Source organism: Neolewinella aquimaris (assembly GCF_014197245.1).
Lineage (GTDB): Bacteria > Bacteroidota > Bacteroidia > Chitinophagales > Saprospiraceae > Neolewinella > Neolewinella aquimaris.
The window spans coordinates 316,990-339,617 of the sequence record NZ_JACIFF010000001.1; the positions used below are offsets into that span (position 1 = coordinate 316,990).

Annotated in this window: 14 protein-coding genes; 4 read left to right on the plus strand and 10 right to left on the minus strand. The window is 57.5% G+C overall.

What is annotated here, in order from left to right; genetic code table 11:
* Nucleotides 1-241: 241 nt before the first annotated feature.
* Nucleotides 242-1,642, plus strand: a complete 1,401-nt coding sequence (locus GGR28_RS01260; protein WP_183493898.1) for a hypothetical protein — start codon at nucleotides 242-244, stop codon at nucleotides 1,640-1,642.
* Here the strand turns inward: GGR28_RS01260 and lon are convergent.
* A complete protein-coding gene (gene lon, locus GGR28_RS01265) occupies nucleotides 1,608-4,019 on the minus strand; it encodes an endopeptidase La (protein WP_221233765.1) in 2,412 nt (803 codons plus the stop codon). The two genes, GGR28_RS01260 and lon, sit on opposite strands and share 35 nt — an antisense overlap.
* Nucleotides 4,020-4,092: 73 nt before the next feature.
* Here lon and GGR28_RS01270 point away from each other — a divergent pair, with 73 nt between their 5' ends.
* Nucleotides 4,093-4,863 (plus strand): SDR family oxidoreductase, encoded by a 771-nt coding sequence (locus tag GGR28_RS01270; protein ID WP_183493899.1) that lies wholly within the window; start codon nucleotides 4,093-4,095, stop codon nucleotides 4,861-4,863.
* On the opposite strand, the gene GGR28_RS01275 is transcribed toward GGR28_RS01270, so the two are convergent.
* From GGR28_RS01275 to miaB, 4 genes are all read right to left on the minus strand, one after another.
* A complete protein-coding gene (locus GGR28_RS01275; RefSeq protein WP_183493900.1) occupies nucleotides 4,860-6,377 on the minus strand; it encodes an NAD(P)H-hydrate dehydratase in 1,518 nt (505 codons plus the stop codon). The two genes, GGR28_RS01270 and GGR28_RS01275, sit on opposite strands and share 4 nt — an antisense overlap.
* A gap of 4 nt (nucleotides 6,378-6,381) precedes the next feature.
* Nucleotides 6,382-7,422 (minus strand): MlaD family protein, encoded by a 1,041-nt coding sequence (locus GGR28_RS01280; RefSeq protein ID WP_183493901.1) that lies wholly within the window; start codon nucleotides 7,420-7,422, stop codon nucleotides 6,382-6,384.
* A 128-nt stretch (nucleotides 7,423-7,550) separates the two neighbouring features.
* Entirely contained in the window at nucleotides 7,551-8,813 is a 1,263-nt protein-coding gene (locus GGR28_RS01285) for a sigma-54 interaction domain-containing protein (protein ID WP_183493902.1), read from the minus strand.
* Between the two features lie 4 nt (nucleotides 8,814-8,817).
* The gene (gene miaB, locus GGR28_RS01290; RefSeq protein ID WP_183493903.1) at nucleotides 8,818-10,260 is read right to left on the minus strand and encodes a tRNA (N6-isopentenyl adenosine(37)-C2)-methylthiotransferase MiaB; all 1,443 of its coding nucleotides are present in this window, start codon (nucleotides 10,258-10,260) and stop codon (nucleotides 8,818-8,820) included.
* 224 nt (nucleotides 10,261-10,484) lie between these two features.
* On the opposite strand from miaB, the gene GGR28_RS01295 reads away from it, so the two are divergent.
* Nucleotides 10,485-12,464, plus strand: coding sequence for an OmpA family protein (locus GGR28_RS01295; protein WP_183493904.1), 1,980 nt, complete (start codon nucleotides 10,485-10,487; stop codon nucleotides 12,462-12,464).
* On the opposite strand, the gene GGR28_RS01300 is transcribed toward GGR28_RS01295, so the two are convergent.
* A complete protein-coding gene (locus GGR28_RS01300; RefSeq protein WP_183493905.1) occupies nucleotides 12,448-13,845 on the minus strand; it encodes a HEPN domain-containing protein in 1,398 nt (465 codons plus the stop codon). The two genes, GGR28_RS01295 and GGR28_RS01300, sit on opposite strands and share 17 nt — an antisense overlap.
* 214 nt (nucleotides 13,846-14,059) lie before the next feature.
* Here GGR28_RS01300 and GGR28_RS01305 point away from each other — a divergent pair, with 214 nt between their 5' ends.
* A complete protein-coding gene (locus GGR28_RS01305; RefSeq protein WP_183493906.1) occupies nucleotides 14,060-16,807 on the plus strand; it encodes a putative LPS assembly protein LptD in 2,748 nt (915 codons plus the stop codon).
* 58 nt (nucleotides 16,808-16,865) lie between these two features.
* Here GGR28_RS01305 and GGR28_RS01310 read toward each other — a convergent pair whose 3' ends face one another.
* The 4 genes from GGR28_RS01310 to GGR28_RS01325 all read right to left on the minus strand — a co-directional run bounded on the left by GGR28_RS01310 (nucleotide 16,866) and on the right by GGR28_RS01325 (nucleotide 22,586).
* Nucleotides 16,866-17,411, minus strand: a complete 546-nt coding sequence (locus GGR28_RS01310; protein ID WP_183493907.1) for a PRC-barrel domain-containing protein — start codon at nucleotides 17,409-17,411, stop codon at nucleotides 16,866-16,868.
* Between the two features lie 41 nt (nucleotides 17,412-17,452).
* The gene (locus GGR28_RS01315; RefSeq protein WP_183493908.1) at nucleotides 17,453-18,142 is read right to left on the minus strand and encodes a hypothetical protein; all 690 of its coding nucleotides are present in this window, start codon (nucleotides 18,140-18,142) and stop codon (nucleotides 17,453-17,455) included.
* A 294-nt stretch (nucleotides 18,143-18,436) separates the two neighbouring features.
* Nucleotides 18,437-21,718 (minus strand): TonB-dependent receptor, encoded by a 3,282-nt coding sequence (locus GGR28_RS01320; protein ID WP_221233766.1) that lies wholly within the window; start codon nucleotides 21,716-21,718, stop codon nucleotides 18,437-18,439.
* Between the two features lie 133 nt (nucleotides 21,719-21,851).
* On the minus strand, nucleotides 21,852-22,586 hold the full coding sequence (locus tag GGR28_RS01325; RefSeq protein WP_183493909.1) for a DUF4197 domain-containing protein: 735 nt from the start codon (nucleotides 22,584-22,586) through the stop codon (nucleotides 21,852-21,854).
* Between the last annotated feature and the right edge of the window lie 42 nt (nucleotides 22,587-22,628).

The following is a 22,628-nucleotide window of genomic DNA, read 5'->3' on the forward strand; positions in this document are numbered from 1 at the left end:
TTTATGTTGCCGTAATATAACGACCATTCGGGAATGGTGGTTGCGGGTTTGGGCCGGTGCTTTACCCGAATTTTATTGCTCCGGTAGCTACCGGGGCGTCCCCGCCCCAAATGCCGTACGTTGCATTACCTCCTAAGCAGCGGTTTGCGTATCTTCGCCCTGCGCTCACGGGAGTTGCGGGACCTGGTAATGCCTTAAGTGGCATTACCGGGTTTTCTTTTACTGATCTTAACCGAACGTCATGTACGAACTGAACGATACCTATAAAGCCCACCTCGATGCGATTGCCGACGCGATCCAGGCCAGTCCCAGTCTGGCCCTTTACCTTGAAGAAGAGGAGGACGAGCACTACGAAGCCCTTAAGGCCGAGTTCGAGCCGCAAATAGAGGCCGCGCACGAACAGATCAACCATTACTCCCCCTTTGAGATCGAGGCGTTCGAACGGTACCTCCTTGACGACCGCTTTGAGGGATTGTTCCTCCCCCGCGTGTTGGGCTATAGCGTACTGCGTCCCGAGATCAACCAATTGTTCTACTACGCCCGCCAGAACGATCACTTCGGCACCCTGCTGACCTACATTGCGGGCAACATGAACTTCGACCAACTTCGGACCCGGATCGGGCAGGCCGTACAGGTGGGCTTCGCGCTGAGCAGCGACATCTACGTGACTGGGTTGATCGACGAAATTCCTACCAAGCGCGTTCGGCAGTTCCTGCTCCAGCAGAAATCCGACGATGCGCGTACCGCCGATGGCCGCAAGCAAATTTTCAACCGCTACAAACGGCAGTTTGCCAGTCGAAACTACCAGTACGCTCCGTTTCCCCAGCAGGTGGGCGAACTGATCTCCCACACCAACCACGCGGTTGAATTCCTGCTGTACCGGGTCTCGAACAAGGACCTGAACAACGATGCGCTTCCCGCTCCCCTGTACCACTTCGTGACCAATCCTGATTTTGCCGGACGGAAGGAGATCATTCGGCCCCTCGTGATTTACGGCGCATACCTGCCTCCACAGGACGATACCAAGCAGGCGGTGGTGGACGTACTGAACCGTGAACGCAAGGAAGACCCAAAGCGGGTATCGGAGCAGATCATGACCTTCATCCTCCGGCTAAAGAACGACCCGCAGGTGACCTTCGGCAAGGACGAGGAAGCCAATCTGGGCCTGATCATCGACCGCAGCATCGACGACGATCTGACCGCCTACTTCAACCTGACGGACAGAATTCACGCGGAGGGCTACGACGACGCGGACGTGCAGGAGGCCATACAGGAGGAAGTCCTGAAGCAGGAAGGGCTGAGCGACATCAACGAAAACATTCGCAAGACGATCCTGACGTACTTCGACGATCTGGCCGCCAGCCTGGGTACCGATGAGTACAATAAGTGGTTCCGCCTGACCGGGAAGTTGTTTCCGGTGTACATGAAAATATTTGCCAACGAGCAATTCAACCAGCACCTGAGAAGGCTGGCCATCCGCTACACCAAGCGCTTAATCAAAGTGCACACCAACAAGCGGGGAAAGGACTACCGGGACATCAAGAAAACCACGGTAGCTACCTGGATCGACTACGGTTTTATGAGCGATAAACAGCTCAAGGAGTTCTTCAAGACACCACGGAAGCGGAAATCCGCGGAGTAACGGCTACGGCAAGTACATCATCGAAGGTAGCGGCGAAGTGAGCCGTTATACCTTCCTTGATGTAGTCGTCCAGCTCCTCAAAGTCCTGGCGATTTTCCTCCGGGAAGATCAGGGTCGAAATACCCACCCGCCGGGCACCGATGGTCTTTTCCTTGACGCCGCCGATGGGCAGTACCCGACCGGTTAGCGTAAGTTCTCCGGTCATCGCCAGATTATCGTTGGGTGGCTGTCCGGTCGCCAGGGTGTAGAGTGCCAGTGCCATGGTGATGCCTGCACTGGGACCGTCCTTCGGCGTCGCTCCGGCCGGTACGTGCAGGTGCACCTGGTGGTTATCGTAGTAATTGTTACCCGCCGTGCTAAGGATGGACTTAATGTAGCTCAGGGCGATCTGGGCGCTTTCCTTCATGACGTCGCCGAGTTGTCCGGTCAGGCGAAAGCCCGCGTTCTCCGCCGGTATACCCCTTGCTTCGATGTAAAGGGTTGCGCCTCCGAGGGCGGTGTAGGCCAGCCCCAGGACTACCCCCGGCAGGGGCTCGGCGTAGAGTTTTTCCGTAGTGAACCGGGGGCGGCCGAGCATTTCTTCAACCATCGCGGCGGTAACTTCGAAGTCGTGCTGGTCCGATTCGGCCTGCTTAAGCACCAGTTTGCGAATGATTTTACGCAGTTGCTTTTCCAGGTTCCGCACGCCGGCTTCCCGGGCGTAACGGTCGACAAGAAAATCGAGGCTGGCGGCGGTGAAAGTCACCTCATCGGTTGCGAAGCCGTGGTCCTTCAGTTGCTTGGGAATAAGGTACTGCTGGGCAATCTTTATTTTTTCTTCCTTGATGTAACCGCTCAGCCTGACCACTTCCATGCGGTCAACCAGGGGCCCGGGGATGGTGTCTAGTTGATTGGCCGTGGTGAGGAATAGGACATTGGACAGGTCGAAGGGCACGTCCAGGTAGTGATCGACAAAGGTTTCGTTCTGCTCCGGATCGAGCACTTCGAGGAGGGCAGAGGCGGGGTCGCCATGTCCGCTACCCAGTTTGTCGATCTCATCGATCAGAATGACCGGGTTGCTGCTTTTCGACCGGTCAATGGCCTGAATCAGTTTGCCGGGCATGGCACCGATGTACGTGCGGCGGTGTCCCTTGATTTCCGTCTCATCCCGCATACCCCCGACGCTGAAGCGGTAGAAATGGCGGCCGAGGGCGCGGGCGATGCTCTGACCGATGCTGGTCTTGCCCACACCCGGCGGGCCCACCAGGCAGATGATGCTGCCCGCGACCGACCCACGTTTGATGATGGTAGCCAGATATTCGAGGATGTTGTCCTTCACGTCGTCCAGGCCGTAGTGATCTTCATTGAGAATGCGGCGTGCCTCAGATATATCGTTCGTGTCGGGACTGAACACTCCCCAGGGTAGACCGGCCATGGTTTCCAGGTAGGTACGGGTGACGTTGAACTCCGGACTCTGGGTATTGAGCGATTTTAATTTGTTCAGTTCCCGATCGAAGACCTCCCGTGCTTCCGGGGGTAATTCCTTTCCGGCAAGCTTGGAAACGATGCGTTCGGTGATGGATTCGCTGTCGTCCTGCTCTTCGCCCAGTTCCCGGCGGATCGCGGAAAGCTGTTCGCGCAGAAAGTATTCCTTTTGCTTATCGTTGACTCCCTGCTCGATTTGCTTGTTGATCCGCGACTGGATCTTGGCTACCTGCAGTTCATCCTTGATGATGCTGAGCAACTTCTTCGAGCGGGCGAAGATGTCCCAGGTTTCGAGGAGGTCCTGCAGCTTATCCTTTTCGGAACTGACCAGGTTGCTGATGACGTCGATGGTTTGTCCGGGCTTTTCGTAATTCAGCTGGGTGACCACCATGTTGACCTGTTCCTGAAAGAGGGGATTGAGGGCGAGCAGGCTCTTGATGTCGGAGCTGATCGCCAGCATGTAGGCCTTGAGTTCTGGATCCGGCTTGGTGGCGGGTTGGTTGTCGTACTGTACCCGCCAGCGCAGGCTGGGTTCGGTCTGCACTACCCGTTGCAGGCGGAATCGCTTGATGGTCCTTCCGAGCACCTGGACACTGCTGGACCCCATGGGCATTACCTTAATGATCTGGTAGACGGTCCCGACCTCGTAGTACTCCGATGCGCGGTAGTCTTCTTCGTTGCTTTCCCGCTCCAGGACCGCACCGATAAATCCGTCGTGTTGCTCGACGGCAATTTTGATGGCGGTCAGCTTGTCCGCTCCGGTAAAGGTCATGGGTAATGCCGTACCGGGAAAAATCGGACGCTGGGAAAGGGGAAGGATGGTGAGGAGCTGGGGCAGACTGGGATCGATCAACTGCATAGCGGTCCCGTTGATCGTTTGGGTGGGGTCCGGGTGGGTAAATTCTTCTTCCAAGGGGATGACTTTAGCTTTCGGTACAATACTGGTCACCCCCCTTATTTGTTCAGCCCGGCAGTACCTTGCGGGTATGACTAAGACTATCATCATCACCGGCGCAACAGGCGGTTTCGGACGCGCCAGTGCCGCCCGCTTTGCCGCCGCGGGGTACTTTCTCGGCCTCTTCGACGTGGACGAAGTCGGTCTCCGCGAGATGGAGGCCAACTACGGACCCGAACGGTGCTTCATTCGTCGACTTGACGTGACCGATGCCGACGAATGCCGTGTCGCCCTGGAAGCGTTCGCGGAGAAAACCGGTGGCCGACTGGACGTGCTGCTGAATAACGCCGGCATCATCGGTGTGGGTGATTTTGCTGAATTGCCGCTCGCGGCCGAGCACCGCATCATCGACGTCAACCTGAAGGGAGTAATGAACATGGCGTATTACGCTCACCCGTTGCTGAAAACGACCCCCGGATCACGCTTGATCAATTTGGGAAGCGCTTCTGCGCTTCACGGCAACCCCGAAATGGTGGCCTATAGCCTCAGCAAACGGGCGGTGAACAGCTTTACGGAGAGCCTCGACATCGCCTGGAAAAAGGACGGCATCCGGGTATGTGACATTAATCCCATGTACGCCCGCACGGCGCTCATCACCGCAAACCGTCACCTACTCCGCAAGCTTCCCGAATCGGGCATCAAACTTACTCCCGACGACGTAGCACGGGCAATTTATGCGAGTCTGGAGAGCAAGCGGGTACATCACTACGTAGGGAGGGATACTAAGGTATTCGCATTTGCGAATGGGTTCCTGCCGTTTGCCGTACGGCGGTTCTTTCTAAAAAAGGTGATTGGGTACTAAGCGTGGCCGGTCGTGCTCCGGAGTTTCCGGAAGGCTGACCCAAGGTGGCTGACGACATCTTCCGCCAACAGGCTTTCCTGCCCCAGCACCTCCGCCGCCAGATCGCCCGCCAGACCATGCAGGTACACACCCAGGCAGGCCGCATCCGTGGGGGTGTAGCCCTGGGCGAGCAGACCGGTCAACATACCGGTGAGCGCATCACCGGTCCCACCGGTACCCATGCCGGGATTGCCCGTCGAGTTGAAAAATAACCTGCCGTCCGGGGTGGCGATACTCGTGTAGCCCGTCTTCAGAATGATGGTGAGGCCGAGCGCCTGCGCCCGATCACGCTGCAGGGACCAGCGGGAAAAATCATCCTCCGTCGGCCCGAATAACCGTTCGAATTCCTTCGGGTGGGGAGTAAGGATGCTGCCGGCGGGTAGATCACCCAGCCGGTCGGGGAATGTCGCAAGGATATTCAGGGCATCGGCGTCGACGACCATTGGCACCTTACAGTCGGCGATCAGGGCAAAGAGTCCCTTTTCGGTGCTCTCGTCCGTACCCATTCCCGGGCCGACGCCAACCGTTGCATAGGGCGCGATGTCCTCCTCGATGCCGGTAAAGTGGTAACGGTGAACGTCCACGCTGCACATTGCTTCGGGAAAACTGATCTGCATGATCTCGTAGCCCGAGCGGGGGATGTGGGTGGTTACCAGGCCGGCACCGGCACGTAGAACGGCGCGGGCGCAAATGACGGCCGCTCCCATCTTACCAAACGATCCCGCGACGAGCAGTGCGTGTCCGAAGGTGCCCTTGTGGTCGTTTCCGTGGCGGTGCTTCAACAGCCCCGCGACGTAGCGATCGGAAAGCATGAAACGTTGGCCGGGTAGGCCATCTACGTAAGCGTCCGCTACCGCAAAGGGGACCAACTCCCACGGGCCGAGGTAAGGAGTGTTGCCGGGAGCAAACAGAGAGAGTTTGGGATAACCGAGGCTGAGGGTTCGGTGCGCCCTGACAACAGCACCGCGGGATACCTCGTCGGTGGCCAGGCCGCTGGGAAGGTCGAGGGCGATCCGGGTGACTTCCTGCTCGTTTAGGTGTTCGATCAGTTGGGCCCAGTATCCCTCGACGGGACGACTCAGTCCGGTACCAAACAATGCATCGATTACGATCGTGCCGGGGGGATAAACCGGGAAGGCGTCGTCCTTATTCAGGTAGCGGATGGGTACACCTACGTCCTTAGCCCGTCGCTGATTGGTCGCGTTGTCCGCCGCTGCCGTCCCGATGGTGGCACAAATTACATTGACGGTATAGGTTTCGAAGCGGAGGAGCCGGGCGACCACCAATCCGTCTCCGCCGTTGTTTCCCGTTCCCGCGAGGACGGTGATGCGCCGATTTTTGTTGGGATATAGTTGGCTGAATCTTTTGGACCAGGCAGTTGCAGCCCGTTCCATCAGGTCAAGGTTGCTGATGTCCTCCTTACGCATGGTGGCCTCATCGAGGGCGTGGTGCTGTTTGGCCGAGAGGATGCGCATGGCGTTAGTTTTCTTCCGCGATCTCCGCGTCCTTGCGATCAAATTTAAGCACGCGCTTGCGGCTCTTGAAGGGAACGTAGCGGTAGGGACGATCCTGGAGGTCGGAGAGGAGGGTATCCGCCGCAATGCTGGCCCGGTTGAGCCGGTTGTAGATCTCGTCGTCGGTGAGGAGCTTTCCGAGGGTCCCCTTGCCGCTCTGGACGTCGTTCATCACGGCCGTGACTCCACCCAGGGCGCGGTCGGCTTCATCGAGGGTTCCCCGCAGCCGCACGATGCTGGTGTTGACTTCATCCATGGTCTGGTCGAGATCGAGGCTGCTAAGGTTAGTGGTAAGGGTATCGGCGTTCGCGATGATGCTGGTGATGCTTTCCTCCTGATCACTTAGCGCTCCGGTGAGGGTGGCGAGGTTGTCGAAAGTTGTGTTGATCTCGCGGCTGTTGGCATCCATAATTTGTTGGAGGCGGGCGGTCGTTAACTTTAGGTTCTCCATGGTGACGGCCAGGTCGCGGGAGGAGCGCGCCAGCGGGTTATTGCTTTCTTCGCTGAATAGGGTCCACCGAATGCTATCGACGGCCTCACTGATTTGTCCCTTGATGCCCGCAGCCGGATCCGCATCCGGATCGGTCCCCAGGAAGGAAGCCAAAATCCCCTTTGAGGATCCCTGCAGGTAACTGCCGCTCTCGGCGCAGTCGTCCTCCCCAAAGCAGGGACGATCGTACTCCAGCTGTACGGCTTTCTCACCGAGCAAACTGATGGTGCTGATGTACGCCTGGGTTTCTACGGGAACGTTTACGTTCTTGCGGACCTCGAGGGTAACGACCACCAGCTTCTTGATCTGGTCGAGGTTGATCTGCTTGACCGTGCCGACGGTTACCCCGGCGATCTGTACCGGCGTTCCGACGGTAAGCCCCGCGACGTCTTTATAGTCTACGTAGTAGGTCTGTGATGAAGAAAAAAGGTTGCTCCCCTGGATAAATTTGAAACCCCAAAAGGCCAGTAAAATGGCCACGATGGCGAGGATTCCAATTTTGACTTCGTAACGCATAGGGGGGAGGGGTAACTAGATGAGGCGCGCCGGGCGCGGTCGGTGAATACCCGTGTGTAACGCGATGGTGAACCGATTGGTTTGGCCCGTGCGCGGCAGCATTCGGGTGGAGGAGAGCAGCCGACTCGCTACTCTACGATTTCGTATTCTTTAATCTTCCGGTAGAGGGTTCTTTCGCTGATGCCCAACTCCGCCGCGGCTTCCTTCCTGCGACCGTTGTGCTTCTTCAGCGCTTTGCGGATGAGTTCACGCTCCGCATTGGCCAGACTAAGGTCTTCCTCGACGATCTCACTGCGGTCATAGGCCCGTTGCATGCCCGTATCTACGATGATGGGGTCATCCATGGAGGGACGATATGCGTCGTTGTCGAGACCGGCCCGACGGTCTATTTCTTCAGCCGCGGCGGGGTAGGCCCCCGGCAGTTGTAGCGCCCGGATCTTTCCCATATCGGGGACCCGGAGGTCATTGCTGCGAATGAGCTCGAAGATGAGCCCCTTGAGGTCGTTCAGGTCAGCCTTCATGTCGAAAAGGACCTTGTACAGAATTTCGCGCTCCTGCATTCCGTCGCCCTGTCCGTTCTTCGTGATCGCGGGCAGGTTGCGGTCGCGCAGTTTGGGCATCATGGACAGCAGGTCCGGTCCGGTGAGCTCCCGTTTTTCGGCGAGGATGCTCAGCTGTTCGGCGACGTTCTTCAATTCCCGAATGTTGCCGGGCCACTGGTAATTTTCCAGCAGCCACCGGGCTTCCTCGTCGATCCGGATCGGTTCGAACCCCTGTTGCTCCGCGAAATTGTTGGCGAAGTAGCGGAAGAGCAGGTAGATGTCCTCCGACCGTTCCCGCAGGCTGGGTAGTTCGATGTTTACGGTAGCGAGGCGGTAAAAGAGGTCTTCGCGAAACTTGCCCGACTCGATCCGTTCGCTGAGCTTCCGGTTGGTGGCAGCAACGATGCGTACGTCCGTTCGTTGCACCGTACTCGATCCGACGCGAATAAATTCACCGCTTTCCAGCACGCGCAACAGGTAAGTCTGGGTGTCGAGGGGCATCTCGCCGATCTCGTCCAGGAAGATGGTTCCGCCGTCGTAGGATTCGAAATACCCCTTACGGTCACCCGTGGCATTTGTGAAGGCTCCCTTGACGTGCCCGAATAGTTCGCTGTTGATGGTCCCCTCCGGGATCGCGCCGCAGTTGATGGCGATAAACTTCTCGTGTTTGCGCGGACTGTTATCGTGGATGATGCGACTAAATACCTCCTTCCCGACGCCGGACTCGCCGGTGATCAGGATGGACAGGTCGGTGGGGGCCACGCGCAGTGCGGTATTCAGGGAATTTTCCAGAGCGGGGGAGCGTCCCACGATACCGTAGCGGCGTTTGGTGCTGTCGATGGCTGCCATACCGTTAGTGGGGGGTGTTGAGGTGTCCGAGCAGGGTGGCGGAGGTCGCATCGGTAACCGTCACCGTGACGTACTCGCCGGGGCGGTGGTCTCCGTTCTTGGGGAAGATGATCATTTTGTTCTGGGTGTTGCGCCCCTTCCAGTCCTGATCGGAACGCTTGGATTCTCCCTCAATGAGGACCCGGAACGTCTTGCCGATGTCCTGCTGGTTGAGTTCGTGACTGATACCGGTCTGCAGGTCAATAATCTCCTGGAGGCGCCGTTTCTTGACCGACAGGGGAACATCGTCCGCAAACTTCCGGGCGGCGGGCGTCCCGGGGCGCTCGGAATAGTAAAACATGTACGACATGCTGTAGCGGGCGTACTCGATCATCGACAGGGTGTCGCGGTGTTCCTCCTCCGTCTCCGAACAGAATCCGGTTATAACGTCCGAACTGATGGCGCACTCCGGGATGACCTCGTACACGCGATCGATCTTCTTCTGGTACCACTCCCGGTCGTAGGTACGATTCATTAGGTCCAGGATGCGGCTGTTACCGGACTGTACGGGTAGGTGAATGTACTTACAGACGTTCTCGTGAGCGCGCATGGCGTAAAGCACGTCATCGGTGATGTCCTTTGGATGGCTGGTACTGAACCGAATACGCAGATCGGGATGAACCGCCGCGGTAAGGGTCAGCAGCTCGGCGAAATTTACGATCTCCTCCGTTTCGGGATTGGTCCACTTGTAACTGTCGACGTTTTGTCCCAGCAGGGTGACTTCCCGAAATCCACGATCAAACAGGTCAGTAGCCTCGGCAACGATGCTGAATGCACTACGGCTGCGCTCACGGCCACGGGTGTAGGGCACGACGCAGAAGGAGCACATATTGTCGCAACCCCGCATGATCGAGATGAAGGCCGTTACACCATTGGTCTGCAGGCGCAGGGGGTTGATGTCTGCGTAGGTTTCCTCGCGACTCAGAAAAACGTTTACGCCCTTGTCCCCTTCCTCGGCTCCGGCCACCAGATTTGGAAGATCGCGGTAGGCGTCGGGGCCGACGACGAGGTCGACCAATTTCTCTTCTTCCAGGAACTTTGCCTTTAGCCGCTCGGCCATGCACCCCAGTACGCCGACCATGGTGCCCGGCTTGCGACGCTTCACCTTGTCGAAGACACGCAACCGCTTGCGTACAGTATCCTCTGCTTTTTCCCGGATCGAACAGGTATTGATGAGGATTAGATCGGCGGCGTCGAGGTCGCGGGTAGGGTTATAGCCAGCATCGCCGAGAATGGACGCGACGATCTCCGAATCGCTGAAGTTCATCTGACAGCCGTAGCTCTCTATGTAAAACAACTTGGTGTCGGGGTCTTCCGCCACGGCCGCAGCTGCGTACACCTGCCCCTGGGCTGACTCGTCGATCGTTTTAGACCCAAGGTCCTGAAGGGTCGGATTTTCGTTATACATGCTTCTATCCGGTTAGACCCGCAAAGGTAAACGATTGGGCTGACAGATTGTCAGTAAATCAAACATATTTCGTTGCTTGGGATCGAGTAATTTGCCTTCACCTCGTACTACGCCGCGTCGGTGAATGCCAATTAACCTTGCACTTCGTCACGTTCACGGCACCTGCGGCCCCGCCCCGTGGAAACAATGGCCGCCGTCAGTCGTTTTTCAGCAAATCTCCCTTCATGTCGCGCTTCTTTTTCCTTGCTTTCGCCCTCGTCCTGCTGGCCGGCTGCACGTACACGGCAAAGGTTACCGACGGGGCAACCGCCGTGGACCGTAAACAGTACGACGTGGCCGTTCCGATGCTACAGCGGGAATTCAAGCGGGCGAAATCGCGGGCGCAGAAGGGCGAGGTCGCAATGAATCTTGCCATCAGTCTGCGGGAAACCGGCCAGGACACCGATGCGGTCGAATGGTTCCAGGTAGCTTACGACAACGGGGTGGGCCCGGACGCCCTGCGGGAGCGAGCCGCTGCCCTGAAGCGACTGGAGCGCTACGAGGAGGCCATTCAGGTGTACACTGATCTAGGATTCGAGATCGGTTCCCGCTACGAGTTTCGCCGCGACATCGCCGGTGCCGAACTCGCCATGCGACTGAAGGCCCAGCAGGAAGCCGCCACCGTAAAGGAATACGAGGTGACGCCGGCCCCCTTCAACAGCGCAGCCGCCGATTATGCTGCCGTATCCTACGGCGACGAACTCGTGTTTACCAGTGACCGGGGCGCCGCCGCCGGGGAGGACAGCTACAAGTGGACCGGCCGCAAGTTCAGCGATCTCTTCCGGGTCGATCCCCAGGCCGCCGTAGTTCAGGGATTCAGCACGGGTCTTAACACCGGCGATAATGAGGGCACTCCAGCCTTCAGTCCGGACGGCAATACGATGTACTTCACCCGCTGCTCACCGCCCCAGAAGCGCTCCGATGCTTACTGCGGGATCTACCGCAGCGACCGGGTGGGGGAGGGCTGGGGTCCGGCGGAAAAGCTACCCTTCGTCACCGCGACCGCCAATTACATGCACCCGGCGGTGAGTGCGGACGGCGACAAACTGATCTTTTCGGCCAATCTGCCCGACGGATGGGGAGGATACGACCTCTATACCGTCACCCTCGGCCCCGACGGAAACTGGAGCGAGCCCGACCTGATGAACCGGGCGATCAATACTGAGGGCAACGAACAGTTCCCCACCCTGGACGGCGACACCCTGTACTTTTCCAGCGATGGGTTGGAGGGCCTGGGGGGGCTGGACATCTTCCGCACCTGGCCCCTCGAAGACGGGCGCTACAACGCTCCGAAAAACCTGCGCATGCCGATCAACAGCGGCGCCGACGACTTTGCCTACACCATCCTGCGGCGGAACGGCGAGGGGGTGGGATCGACGACCACAGGCTACTTCAGTAGTGCACGGCCCGGGGGAGCGGGAAGCGATGACATCTATGCCTACACCAAAACCGTACTGCCTCCGCCACCGCCCGATACCACACCCATTGCTTACCGCAACGTGCTCGACGTGACCGTAGTGGAAAAGATCCTGGAGGATCCCGCTAATCCCGCCAGCCGTACCCTCGGCGTGCGACCCGTACCCAACGCAACCGTAGTGGCCAAGGTGGGCGACCAGAGCCGGACCGTCACCACCGACGAGGAAGGGCAACTTAGTTTGGTGCTTGTAGACGATCAGCGCTACGAATTTCGGGCCGAGCGTCCCGACTACCTGGCCGCAGAGGGGCGCTTCAGCAGCCGTAACCTGCCCCGCGATCCGGATGCGCCCGAGCAGCGGTACGAACTTGAACTGGAGATCGAAAAGATTTTCCGCAACCAGGAGATCGTGCTCGAGAATATCTACTACGACCTCGACGAAAGCTTCATTCGCGAAGACGCCCAACCTACGCTGAATGAACTGTCCGACCTACTGACCCGCAATCCCGACATCCGCATCGAGCTCGGCAGCCACACGGATTGCCGCGCCACGGACGCCTACAACGACCGACTGAGCCAGGCCCGTGCCGCCGCCGCCGTCGATTACCTCGTGGCCCAGGGCATCAGTCCCGACCGGCTCACGGCCCGGGGGTACGGGGAATCACAGCCCGTAGCCGAGTGTGTCTGTCAGCGCTGTACGGAAGAGGAGCACCAGCGCAACCGGCGCACCACCTTCAGGATTTTGAACTAGGCAGGCGTACCGCCTTGATCATGTAGCCTTCCGGGCTTTCCCAGTCGTACAGTTCGATGTGCGTCTGTTCGATGAGGATATTGACGAGAGAGTAGGTTGTGCCGATCGCGTAGCCCTTATTGGCCAGGTACTGGGTCACGAACCATTTCAGGCCCACGTAGGTGGTGAAGTTAAGGTGGAGGGCTTCGTGGAGCTCGGCCATGATTTCCTCCGCCGTGATCACGCGGTAGCCGGGCGGGGCGGTATCGCGGTAGGTATTCGTCTTGTGCTCCAGCTTAATTTTTCCGATGATCTTGGGGCCGGTCAGTTTGACGCGGTGATCGTGGTCCTTCGGGGTGCCTCCGCCCACCGGACCCGTTGCCGGCTCCTCGATCGTGGTGTGGGGGCGTCCGCCGGCGATGTCCTGTGCCTGCTGTACCGCGGCCTCTTCCTGTTCCTCCCGGACCACTTCGGCGGCCGCCTGGTGAATCGCCTGCTTTTCCTTGAGCGACAGGACGATCTCATCGATGTGGTACTCCGCCTCCTTAATGATGGCGGTGAGTTCGGCCGACAGCTCGATGCCCTTACGCAACTCACTGTGGAAGAAGGTGGCCTGGTGGGCGACCTTATTCCGGATTTTGGACATCTCCTTCCACAGCCGCTCGAAGTTCTTGTCGCGGAAGAAGGTCTTAAAGTACTTGGTGTAGTTGCCTTCCAGGTTGGATTTGAGCTCCTGCAGCTCCTCCAGCGTTTCGATGGTGCCCAGGCGCTCAAGCACTTTTTCCGGTTCATTGAATCCCGTCGACTGCTTGTAGATCAGCAGTCCGAGGTCGTCGAAGTCGGCAAATTCGATGTCGCTGTTGATGAAGTAGCTGAACTGGTTGGAGCGGTTGCGCTGGCGGGCCTTGACCTTTTCGATCATTTTGGGCGTAGCCGTCACTTCCCACCACGACATGCCCACGCGCTGGAAGAAGAACTTGATCAGGTAGCGGCGCAGGAGGTTTTCTACCGCGTTGATCTTGGGATAGAGTTGGTTGGCGATTTCGCTGCTGATGTCGTCCTGTAGTACCCTCAGGTGGGCAAAGCGCAGTTTGTCGCTCAGGTGGCGAAGCAATCTTTGGCGAAAGGGCTCGAGGGGTTCGAATAATTGGCTTTCTACCCGCAATACGAAGGCGGCTTCTACGAGATCGGTAAGGATTTTACTGGTGTCGACATTAATGACGGTTACGATAAGTCCGCTTTCCCCCTTGATGTAATCGTTGCCGTTTTTGTCCTTCGTAATGATCGGGGAACGCCCGTTCCACACATCGTTGCTATAGCTGATGGCGTGGATAAACCCGCGCTGGTCGTTGATGTCGTCGGGGTCGATGCAGAGCAGTTCGAAGATAAAATTGGATGGCATATCATAATATATTGACTGGGAATTAGTAAAAATGGATTCCCGGAAATATACCCAATCTCACCCTCTGCACCTAACCGCCGGGCAATTTACGTGGGTGCCGCCCGGTCAACTGTTGTACTTTTACCCGGCCGTATTAACGAACCGTTAAAGGCACCCCTAACAAACCGCGGACGTGCCGGCGGGGTCGTTAGCCTGACCGGAGATACACATCGCTTTGACCAACTTCTTTTCGCACCTGCGCACCGCCGCCCTACTTACCTGCCTGCTGCTGCTGACGTCGTGGGCGGGGGCGCAGGTGGATAGTATTCCGGCAAAAGCAGGCTTTGCGGGCACCACGGCCAATTACGCGATCAGTGAGGACAGTCTGGTCGCTCCGGTAGAGTACAGCAGCCGCGACAGCATGGACGTAGACCTGGTCAATCAGCGCATCCACCTGTACGGTGATGCCCGGGTGAACTACCAGGAAGTTACCCTCGAGGCCAATCACATCGTACTCGATTACGGACAGAACATCGTGAATGCGGAGCCCTGGCCCGATAGTTCCGGCACCAAAGTAGGTGACCCCCGATTCAGCGATGGGGGACAGGAGTTTACGGCAAAGGGCCTCACCTATAACTTTAAGAGCCGTAAGGGGATCGTCACCGAAACGGTGACTACCCAGGACGACGTATTCGTGCGCGGGGGAAAGTCGAAATTCGTGAGCGGTGGAATCGAGACCAACGACAGCTCCCGCTCCGACGTGATCTACACCGAGGGGGCCATTTTTACCAGTTGCTCGCTGGACCATCCGCACTTCGGCATCCGCACCCAGCGGGCGAAGGTGGTGCCGAATAAGCTGGCCATTATCGGTCCTTCAAACCTGGAGATTATGGGGGTGCCGACTCCCTTCTGGCTGCCCTTTGGCTTCCTTCCACTCAAGAGTGGCCGCAGCAGCGGCCTGCTTTTTCCGAGCGATTACCAGTACAGTCCGCAGTGGGGATTCGGTTTTCAGGGGGTGGGGTGGTTCTTCCCCCTGGGCGAACACGTCAATCTTACCGCCACCAGCGACATCTACCTCAACGGCACCTTTACGATCAACACCGCTACCAGCTACCGGCGGCGGTACAAGTACAGCGGAAGCGCCAACTTCAGCTACCGGCGCCTGGTCGATGAAACCGCGATATCGGAAGGCCTGCAGCCAAACGTGAACCAGGGCATTACCCTGGGCTGGAGTCACCGGCAAGACCAGCGGGCCCACCCGACCTTTAACTTCGGCGGCAGCATCAACTTCCAGACCAACCTGGCCGATCAGCGCTATCTAAATACCTACGAAGCGGCGAGCACCAACATCATCCGGTCTGCGATGAATATCACCAAGTCTTTCCCGAAGCTAAAGTCGACCCTAACCGCCGGACTAAACCACAGCCAGAACAACCAGACGGGTGCCATCACGGTAAGCTTTCCCGACGCGCGATTCCAGACCCAGACGATCTATCCGTTCCGCAAACTCCCCGGCAGCCAGCGCGCCTGGTACAAGAAACTGAGCTTCCGGTACAACAGTCAGTTGAAGACCGAATTCTCCGGACAGGACACCACTTTCTTCACCCAGCAGACCTTCGATGAGGCGAGGTACGGCTTTCGACACGACGTCACCACCTCCCTCAGTCTAAACGCGCTGAGGTACTTCAACGTAAGTCCGAATGCCAGCTACAGCGAGGTATATTACGGCAAGACGCTGGAGTACTTTCTTGACCCCAGCACCATCGTCACCGCACCCGGAATCGACGAGAACGGAAACCCGGTAGTGGACACTACTTCGTTTGCCTCGATCAAAAGCCGACTCAATCCCGGACTCGCCAGTTTCCGAAGCTACAGCGCGGGCGTAAGCGTGAGTACCCAGCTGTTCGGGACCATTCGTATGGGCGGGCGGGGGCTGTTCGGCCTGAAGGGGCTGCGCCACGTGATCAAGCCGTCCGTTACCGTGGGCTACTCACCGGATTACCGCAACGCTACCGACTTCATTAGCGGAACGCCCTACTTCATTCGCCAGACCCTGATTGATCCGGTAAGGGGCAATCCCGACCTGTTCGTCACTCCCTTTGATAATCAGATCTTCGGTGCGCCGAACTCCTCGGAGGAGAGATTCGGCGTGAGCTACTCCATCGCCAACCTCTTCGAGGCGAAGGTGTACAACCGTAAGGACAGCACGGACAACATCATCAAACTGTTCCAAAACATTGGCGTAAGCGGCAACTACGACCTGACCGCCGACACCCTGAAGTGGAGCGCGATTAATGTGAGCGGCAGTACTCAGTTCTTCAAGGGGCTTACTCAGGTAAGTTTGCGGGCAAATTTCGATCCCTACATCAGCGAGTTTAATACTCGAACCGGGGCGGTGCGGAGGATAAATACCACAACGCTGAGTGAGCGCGGCGTGCCCGTTCAGCTCAACACCTTCAACGGCACCATCTCCACCAACCTGACCGTCGCCAAAATCCGGGAACTGTTCCAGGGGGAGGAAGAGGAGTACGTCACCGATGTCGTCGAGGAACGACGCCGGCGTCGGGAGGAGGAAAATACCCTGTTCGAGGAGACGGACATCCTGAGCCTCTTCGAGAAATTCAGCATTCGCCACACCCTGAATTACCGCCTCGACCGGGAAGTTTCTACTACGCCGGGTGCCCGTGACACGCTCAGGTTCAATACCAATGCCAACAGCATCGAGCTGAGGGGGGCTTTACAGCTTACGGAAAACTGGAGCGTTAACATCGGCCAAATTGGCTACGATTTCACGAGCAAAAGCATCACGTACCCCTACCTCAGTTTTGCCCGTGACCTGCACTGCTGGGAGATGCGCTTCAGCTGGGCACCGCAGCGGAATACCTATCAGTTCAGCATTGCGGTAAAACCGGGAACCTTTGACTTCCTGGAAGTTCCGATCAACCAGAACCGGTACGACGGACGCCAGCAGTTCGGATACTAAAAAGCCCGTTCCGCGGTGAAGCGAAACGGGCTTAGGTGTTACATCCGGACCGACGCGATCAAAGCCGGTCGTTGGAGGATGGATTGCGGTAGAAGTTGCTGTCGTAGAACGCATCGTCTAGGGAATCCGCGTCGCGGTGGTGATCGGTGGAGTACCGATCGCGGTCGTAGCTGGAGCCGTAATCGTGGAATCCGGCCAGGTAGTCGTTCGTGTCCACCTCATAACGGGTCGTATAGCCGCGTTGTCTGGGGAAGCGCGGATAGTCGATGATCTGGTCCAGGGTCAGGCCGTGCATGGTCACCGTGTTGTTGGCCTCGTTGATCTGAATTAGCCCGACGGGCACCAGAGCGTGCTTATCCGCGGCATCATAACGATCGAAGGTGTGGCGTTTGATCACATCGTCGTCGATTTCAACTTCGACGTAGCGTACCAGTTTGGCGTTGATATCGGCCAGCAGGCCTTCGACCTCGCCGATTGTTTCCCCGGAAGGAAGAACAACTTTATAGCCGCGGGGATCGGTATCGTCGTGATGGACCTTGTACCCCTCGAGGTTATCCAGTAATTCGAGGTTCTTATTTGGGTTATGATTCAGTGTGGTGCTCATGGCGTTTCGTTTTATGGTTAAGGAATGAGGAAATGGTGGTACTACTCCATCATCTCCAGCACGCGGCGCGCCTGGCCGAAAAAGCTACGTACGTCGGACTTTTGTTCGAGGGTCAGGGTGCTGCCATCGATGGCCTGCGCCTCGCTACGGAGCTTATTTACTTCAGCGTCAAACTCGCCGTCGTAGGCGCGTTCGTTTACGTCTTCCAGAATCTCGGTGATGAGCAGCGCACCGGTGACGATCTTGTCGGCGTGGCTTCCCGCCATCGGGTCACGGGTAATTTCATCGGCCATCTTACGCGCCCGGTTGGCTTTGCTGTCGGGGTCATTCGCGTCGATGCCCTTGCTTTCGGCGAGTGCGGCGGCGGCGTAGGAAAGGCGGGTGAGGGCGGTACTAGAAAAGTCGTGTCCCAGGCCCATTTCACCTTCCATATTGGCGGTGTAGTCTAGGTAAGACGTCCGGGCCTCACCGTAGTTGCCCATGCCGTTGCGCATTTGATCCTTGTCGACGGCCTCGTCGCCGTAATCGTTGTAGTTGTTGTTTTCGTCAATTCCAGTAGCGACGGGTGCAACGGTACCGTCTTCCTCGACGACCTCTTCGGTCAGTACTTCCTCCGATTCATCGAAGGCCTCGGCGACGCCCCAGATGATGAGCGCGAGGAGGAGGAGACCAATGATCCAGGGTAAAATGGAGCCTCCGGATTTCTTTTCTTCAATTCTTATTTGTGCCATGATCGGTTGATTTTATTGTGGTTGAAATGGTCTTGAATGATAAAGTTAGGCCCGAGCGTTGGTGGCGGGTAAACAGTACATTACAGGGCGTTTAGTGCGCCATTTTAAGACACAAGCGGGTGTAGTTGTGCATTTTGTCGCCCCCCTATAGATGTTGTCTGCCGGTGATTATGTTCTGAATAAGCAGCAATTTTGACATTAGCACAGGATGTCCTGAAACCAAAAAACCCCCGACCGCATTTGCGATCGGGGGTTCGGTACGCTTGCGACGAGCAAACGAACTGGCGGGTAGGCTTACCGGAAGATGTACCGGAAGCCGAGCTGCATGGTGTAGCGGCTGCTACGCAATCCGGAATCGTCAAGGTTGTCGTTCCAGATGTTGTCGGGGGAAGCACCCTCGAGGATCTCGTTGGGCACGGTGTAGGTAGGTACTCCTTCGTCGCTGATGTCCTCAAGGTTAACCAGTGAGTAAGTACCGAAGCCGAGGTTGTTGAGGCGTCCCCAGTTCTTGTTCAGCAGGTTGTTGAGGTTGAAGATGTCGAGGGATACCTGGAAGATGTTGGTCTTGCCGTTGCTCATCGGTACGTTGAAGTCCTGCAGGATACGGGCATCGAAAATCACCTTGAAGGGTCCCCAGGCACCGTTGCGCTCGGCGTACTGGCCGCGGCGTTCGCTGAGGTGGTCGTCGGCCTCGATGAATTCGTTCAGGGCGGCGTACTGGGCGGCGGCACTTACGCCATCGCGGTTTTCGACGAGGTTGATCTCACCGGCATTGGCAGGTACGTAGGCCACTTCGTTGAAGTCAAAGCCGAAGTCGTTAACGAGGTCGCGGTTGCGGGCACCAACTACGTAGGTGTAGGGCTGGGCTACATCACCGTTCATGAACAGCGAGATCGTGGTCTTGGTGTACTTGCTGATCTCCATAGCGTAGGAGGCCGAGCTGAATACCCGGTGGCCGGCGGCAAAGGCGGAACGCTGGACGGGACCATCGTTGTTGCGACCCTCCGGATTGTAGTAGCCACGCCACTGCGAGGAGTTCTGGCTGGAGGTGCCGTCAAACAGGCTGTAGGAATCGCCGTAGGAGTATCCCAGGGTGCCGAGGAAGCCGTTGGAGAAGGGCTTTTGCAGTACGGCCGAGAAATTCCAACTGTAGCCCTTGTCGGTGTTGGTGCCGAGGTAGATACCGGTATAGGTGCGGTCCAGGCTCGAAGAGCTGGTGTAGTAGACGCGGTTGTCGGGCGAGCCGGTAAGACGCGACTGATTGGCGGGATCGAGGTTCAGGCTCTGGTAACGGACGTAGTTGTTGAACTTGGTGTAGAGACCTTCTACCGTCAGGATCAGATTACCGGGCAGTTGGTAGTCAACGGCCAGGTTAATTTTGGTCGTCTGGGGCAGCTTAAAGTTCTTGGCGAACAGGTCGATCTGGCCGGAAGGGGCCGGGTTGGACAGGTCGATGTCTCCGGGAAACTGGCTGTTGACGTCGGGGTTGAAGGCAACGGTTCCGCGTTCACGCACGCCACCGATGTTGAAGCCGTAGTTGTTGTACGCACCGCCTACCCAGACGAGGGGAGCCCGGCTGGTGAAGATGCCGATGCCACCACGCATCTGAAGCGTACGGTCGCCGAATACGTCGTAATTGAATCCGAGGCGGGGGCTGAAGAGAATGGAAGAGCTGATGCCCTGTCCGGTCAGTGCGCCCTCCAGGTCGTAGCCGGCCGCCTCCAGTGCGGGAGCGGTCTCGTTGTTGAACTGGGCGTTAGTGGGCACATCATTAGGGTAGATGGAAACGTCGGCGCGCAGTCCACCGGTCAGGCGCAAACGGTCGGTAACCTGAAACTCGTCCTGGATATAAAATCCAACGAGGGTTTGCTTCAGGCTGGCGATGGCCTCGCTGTCGTCACCGGTCACGTTATCTACCTGGCTGTAGCTGCGGTCGAACTGGCTGGAGGGGAGGCCGAGCAGAAACTGGTCGACGGCCGATGTATCACCGATACCGAAGTACTGGTAAGAACCGAAGTTCTCCCGCACGAACAGGTTGCCGGCCTTGAAGAATTCGAGGTTGGCTCCGATCAGAATGTTGTGGCGGCCCTTGTAGATGTTGAAGTCGTTCTTGACGGTGAGCACGTCCTGGTTAAGCAGGTTGGCGGTACTGAAGCGCTCGGCACCGAATTCGATCTGCTCGCCGTTGTTGCCGTCGTTGATGCGAACCGTGGGAAAGTCAGCGCCGAAGGGGTCGCGGTCGTCGCGCACGATGGTAAGACCTACCGTAAGGTTGTTCGAGGTGTTGTTGCTGAAGATCGAGTTGAGTTCGACGGCGGAACTGTTGGTCTTGCTGATGAAAAACTCCGAGCCGTTAATGAAGTTGATGCTGCGTGCTCCGGAGCTCCGGGCTTCCAGGTTCTCGGCACTCACGTAGGAGTGGCGGACCGAAAGCTTGTGCACGTCGCTTAGGTTAAAGTCCAGCTTCGCCAGGATCTTATCGCTGTTCAGGTAGGCCGTGTTGTTGTCGTAGCTGCCCAGATCGTAGTTGTACGTGTTGCTGACGAAGTTGCGCAGGCTTTCGATGTCGGCGGCGGTAGAATTGCCGGAGTAGTTCTGGATGTTAAAGGGCTGGGGCGTCTCGTCGCGCTGCAGCTCTGCATTGACGAAGAAGAACACCTTATCCTTTACGATGGGACCACCGAGGCGGGCACCGTAGGTCTTGGCGGTGAATTCCGCAATGTCATCGAAATTATAGCGATCGGAATTGACGTACCCTTCGTTGCGGGTAAGCCCTTTATTACGGAGGAAGTAGTAGGCGCTTCCCTCGAAGTCATTGGTACCCGATCGGGTAACCGCGCTGATGGATCCGCCGGCGAAGCCGCTCTGGCGGACGTCGAAGGGCGCAACGGATACCGTAAACTGCTCCACGGCGTCAATTGAAATGGGAGAAACACCGGTCTGGCCACCGTTGGTGCCGGAACCGGAAAGGCCGAAGGCGTCGTTGTTTACCGCACCGTCCAGGTAGATGGAGTTGAAGCGGTTGTTCTGGCCGGCGATGGAAATGCCGAAGCCGTCGCCCTCCGTTACTTTGGCCAGCGGGTTGAGGCGGGCGTAGTCGGAAATGTTGCGGTTGACGGTAGGTAGGGCGTCAATCTGCTGTTCGTTGATGGTGGTCTCCTGTCCCGTACGCTTGCTGTCGAATACACCGCCACGGGTAGCGGTAACGGTAACTTCGCCGAGGGAAACCGAGCCTTCGCTCAGCGCCTGGCTGAAGTTCACCGCCTGGCCGAGGGCAAGGTAAATGTCGTCCTGTACGACGGGGTTGAAGCCAGTATAGGTAACGGAGATGGTGTAAGGACCTCCAACCCGCAGGCCGGGCAGCCGGAAAAACCCTTCCAGATCGGTCACGTTGCCGTAGGTAGTACCCGAGGGGGTATGGACGGCCTGAACGGTAGCGCCGATCAGCGGCTCTTTACTGTCGAGGTCGGTAATTTGTCCGTAGATCGAAGAAGTCGTCACCCCCTGTGCGGCTACGCCAATGGGCAGTAGCATCAGCACCAGTAGGACGGTGAGAAGTGTGGTAAAAAACCTCATACTAGAAAGGATTTGGTTGATTAGGTTCCGGGAAATACCCGCGTAATTTGGCGCAAAGGTCTAATGATTTTTCGACCTCCACGTTAACCTAATGTTAACCTTTCACAAATCCCTGCCGGAAGCTTACCGGCGCCTACTTATCCTGGCGGGCAAAAACTTTGCGCAGCAGTTCCGTATTCCGTAGGGCCGGCTTTTGGCGCAATTCCGTTTCCTTTACCTCGATCAGTCCGAACATTCCTTCCAGTGCCCGTTCGGTCACGTACAGGTCCAATTCGGGTTCCGCTTTTTTTACGAGCGGTAGTTTGTTGTAGGCCGTCACCACCTTGCCCCAGATCTCGTTGGCGTTCACTTCGTCGAGGGCGGTACGAATCACGGGGCGAAACTCACCGGTCAGTGCGGTAGAGGTTCCGGTCTCCAGATAGCGCGTAGCAGCATCGTCGGCACCCATTAACAGATTCATCGCGTCCTTAAAGGTCAATCCTTTAATGGCATTTACGAAAATTGGGGTGGCCTTTTTGGCAGCCAGCTCCGCGGCGCGGTTGATGCGCTCGGTAAGGTCCTGCTCGACGTTTCCGAATCCCGGTAAAGCGCTCACCCGGTTCACGATGGTCTGGGCTTCCTCCGGCAGCAATATCTTGTACGGACTCTTCAGGTAGCCGTCCTGGGCGGAAAGCGAGGTGACTGCCTGACCAACCCCCTGATCAAGAGCTTGTTTAAGGGCGGCACCGATTTCGTCCTCACTCAGCGGCGTATCTCCGTTCAGCACGCCCTGGGCCTTGTCCGCCAGTTTGCCCAGTTTTCCGAACTGCGCCGCGGCGGGCAGCGACAATAGTCCAACGAATAGAAGTAGTAGTAACGAACGTACCATAGCACAGGTCTTTACACCAAAACGTCGGGCCGGCCGATTAGA

Coding starts and splice junctions, on each gene's coding strand:
- GGR28_RS01300 (WP_183493905.1), bottom strand. CDS start 13,845: ATGCCATCCAATTTTATCTTCGAACTGCTCTGCATCGACCCCGACGAC.
- GGR28_RS01295 (WP_183493904.1), top strand. CDS start 10,485: ATGTCGCGCTTCTTTTTCCTTGCTTTCGCCCTCGTCCTGCTGGCCGGC.
- GGR28_RS01285 (WP_183493902.1), bottom strand. CDS start 8,813: ATGGCAGCCATCGACAGCACCAAACGCCGCTACGGTATCGTGGGACGC.
- GGR28_RS01315 (WP_183493908.1), bottom strand. CDS start 18,142: ATGGCACAAATAAGAATTGAAGAAAAGAAATCCGGAGGCTCCATTTTA.
- GGR28_RS01270 (WP_183493899.1), top strand. CDS start 4,093: ATGACTAAGACTATCATCATCACCGGCGCAACAGGCGGTTTCGGACGC.
- miaB (WP_183493903.1), bottom strand. CDS start 10,260: ATGTATAACGAAAATCCGACCCTTCAGGACCTTGGGTCTAAAACGATC.
- GGR28_RS01320 (WP_221233766.1), bottom strand. CDS start 21,718: ATGAGGTTTTTTACCACACTTCTCACCGTCCTACTGGTGCTGATGCTA.
- GGR28_RS01275 (WP_183493900.1), bottom strand. CDS start 6,377: ATGCGCATCCTCTCGGCCAAACAGCACCACGCCCTCGATGAGGCCACC.
- GGR28_RS01260 (WP_183493898.1), top strand. CDS start 242: ATGTACGAACTGAACGATACCTATAAAGCCCACCTCGATGCGATTGCC.
- GGR28_RS01310 (WP_183493907.1), bottom strand. CDS start 17,411: ATGAGCACCACACTGAATCATAACCCAAATAAGAACCTCGAATTACTG.
- GGR28_RS01280 (WP_183493901.1), bottom strand. CDS start 7,422: ATGCGTTACGAAGTCAAAATTGGAATCCTCGCCATCGTGGCCATTTTA.
- GGR28_RS01325 (WP_183493909.1), bottom strand. CDS start 22,586: ATGGTACGTTCGTTACTACTACTTCTATTCGTTGGACTATTGTCGCTG.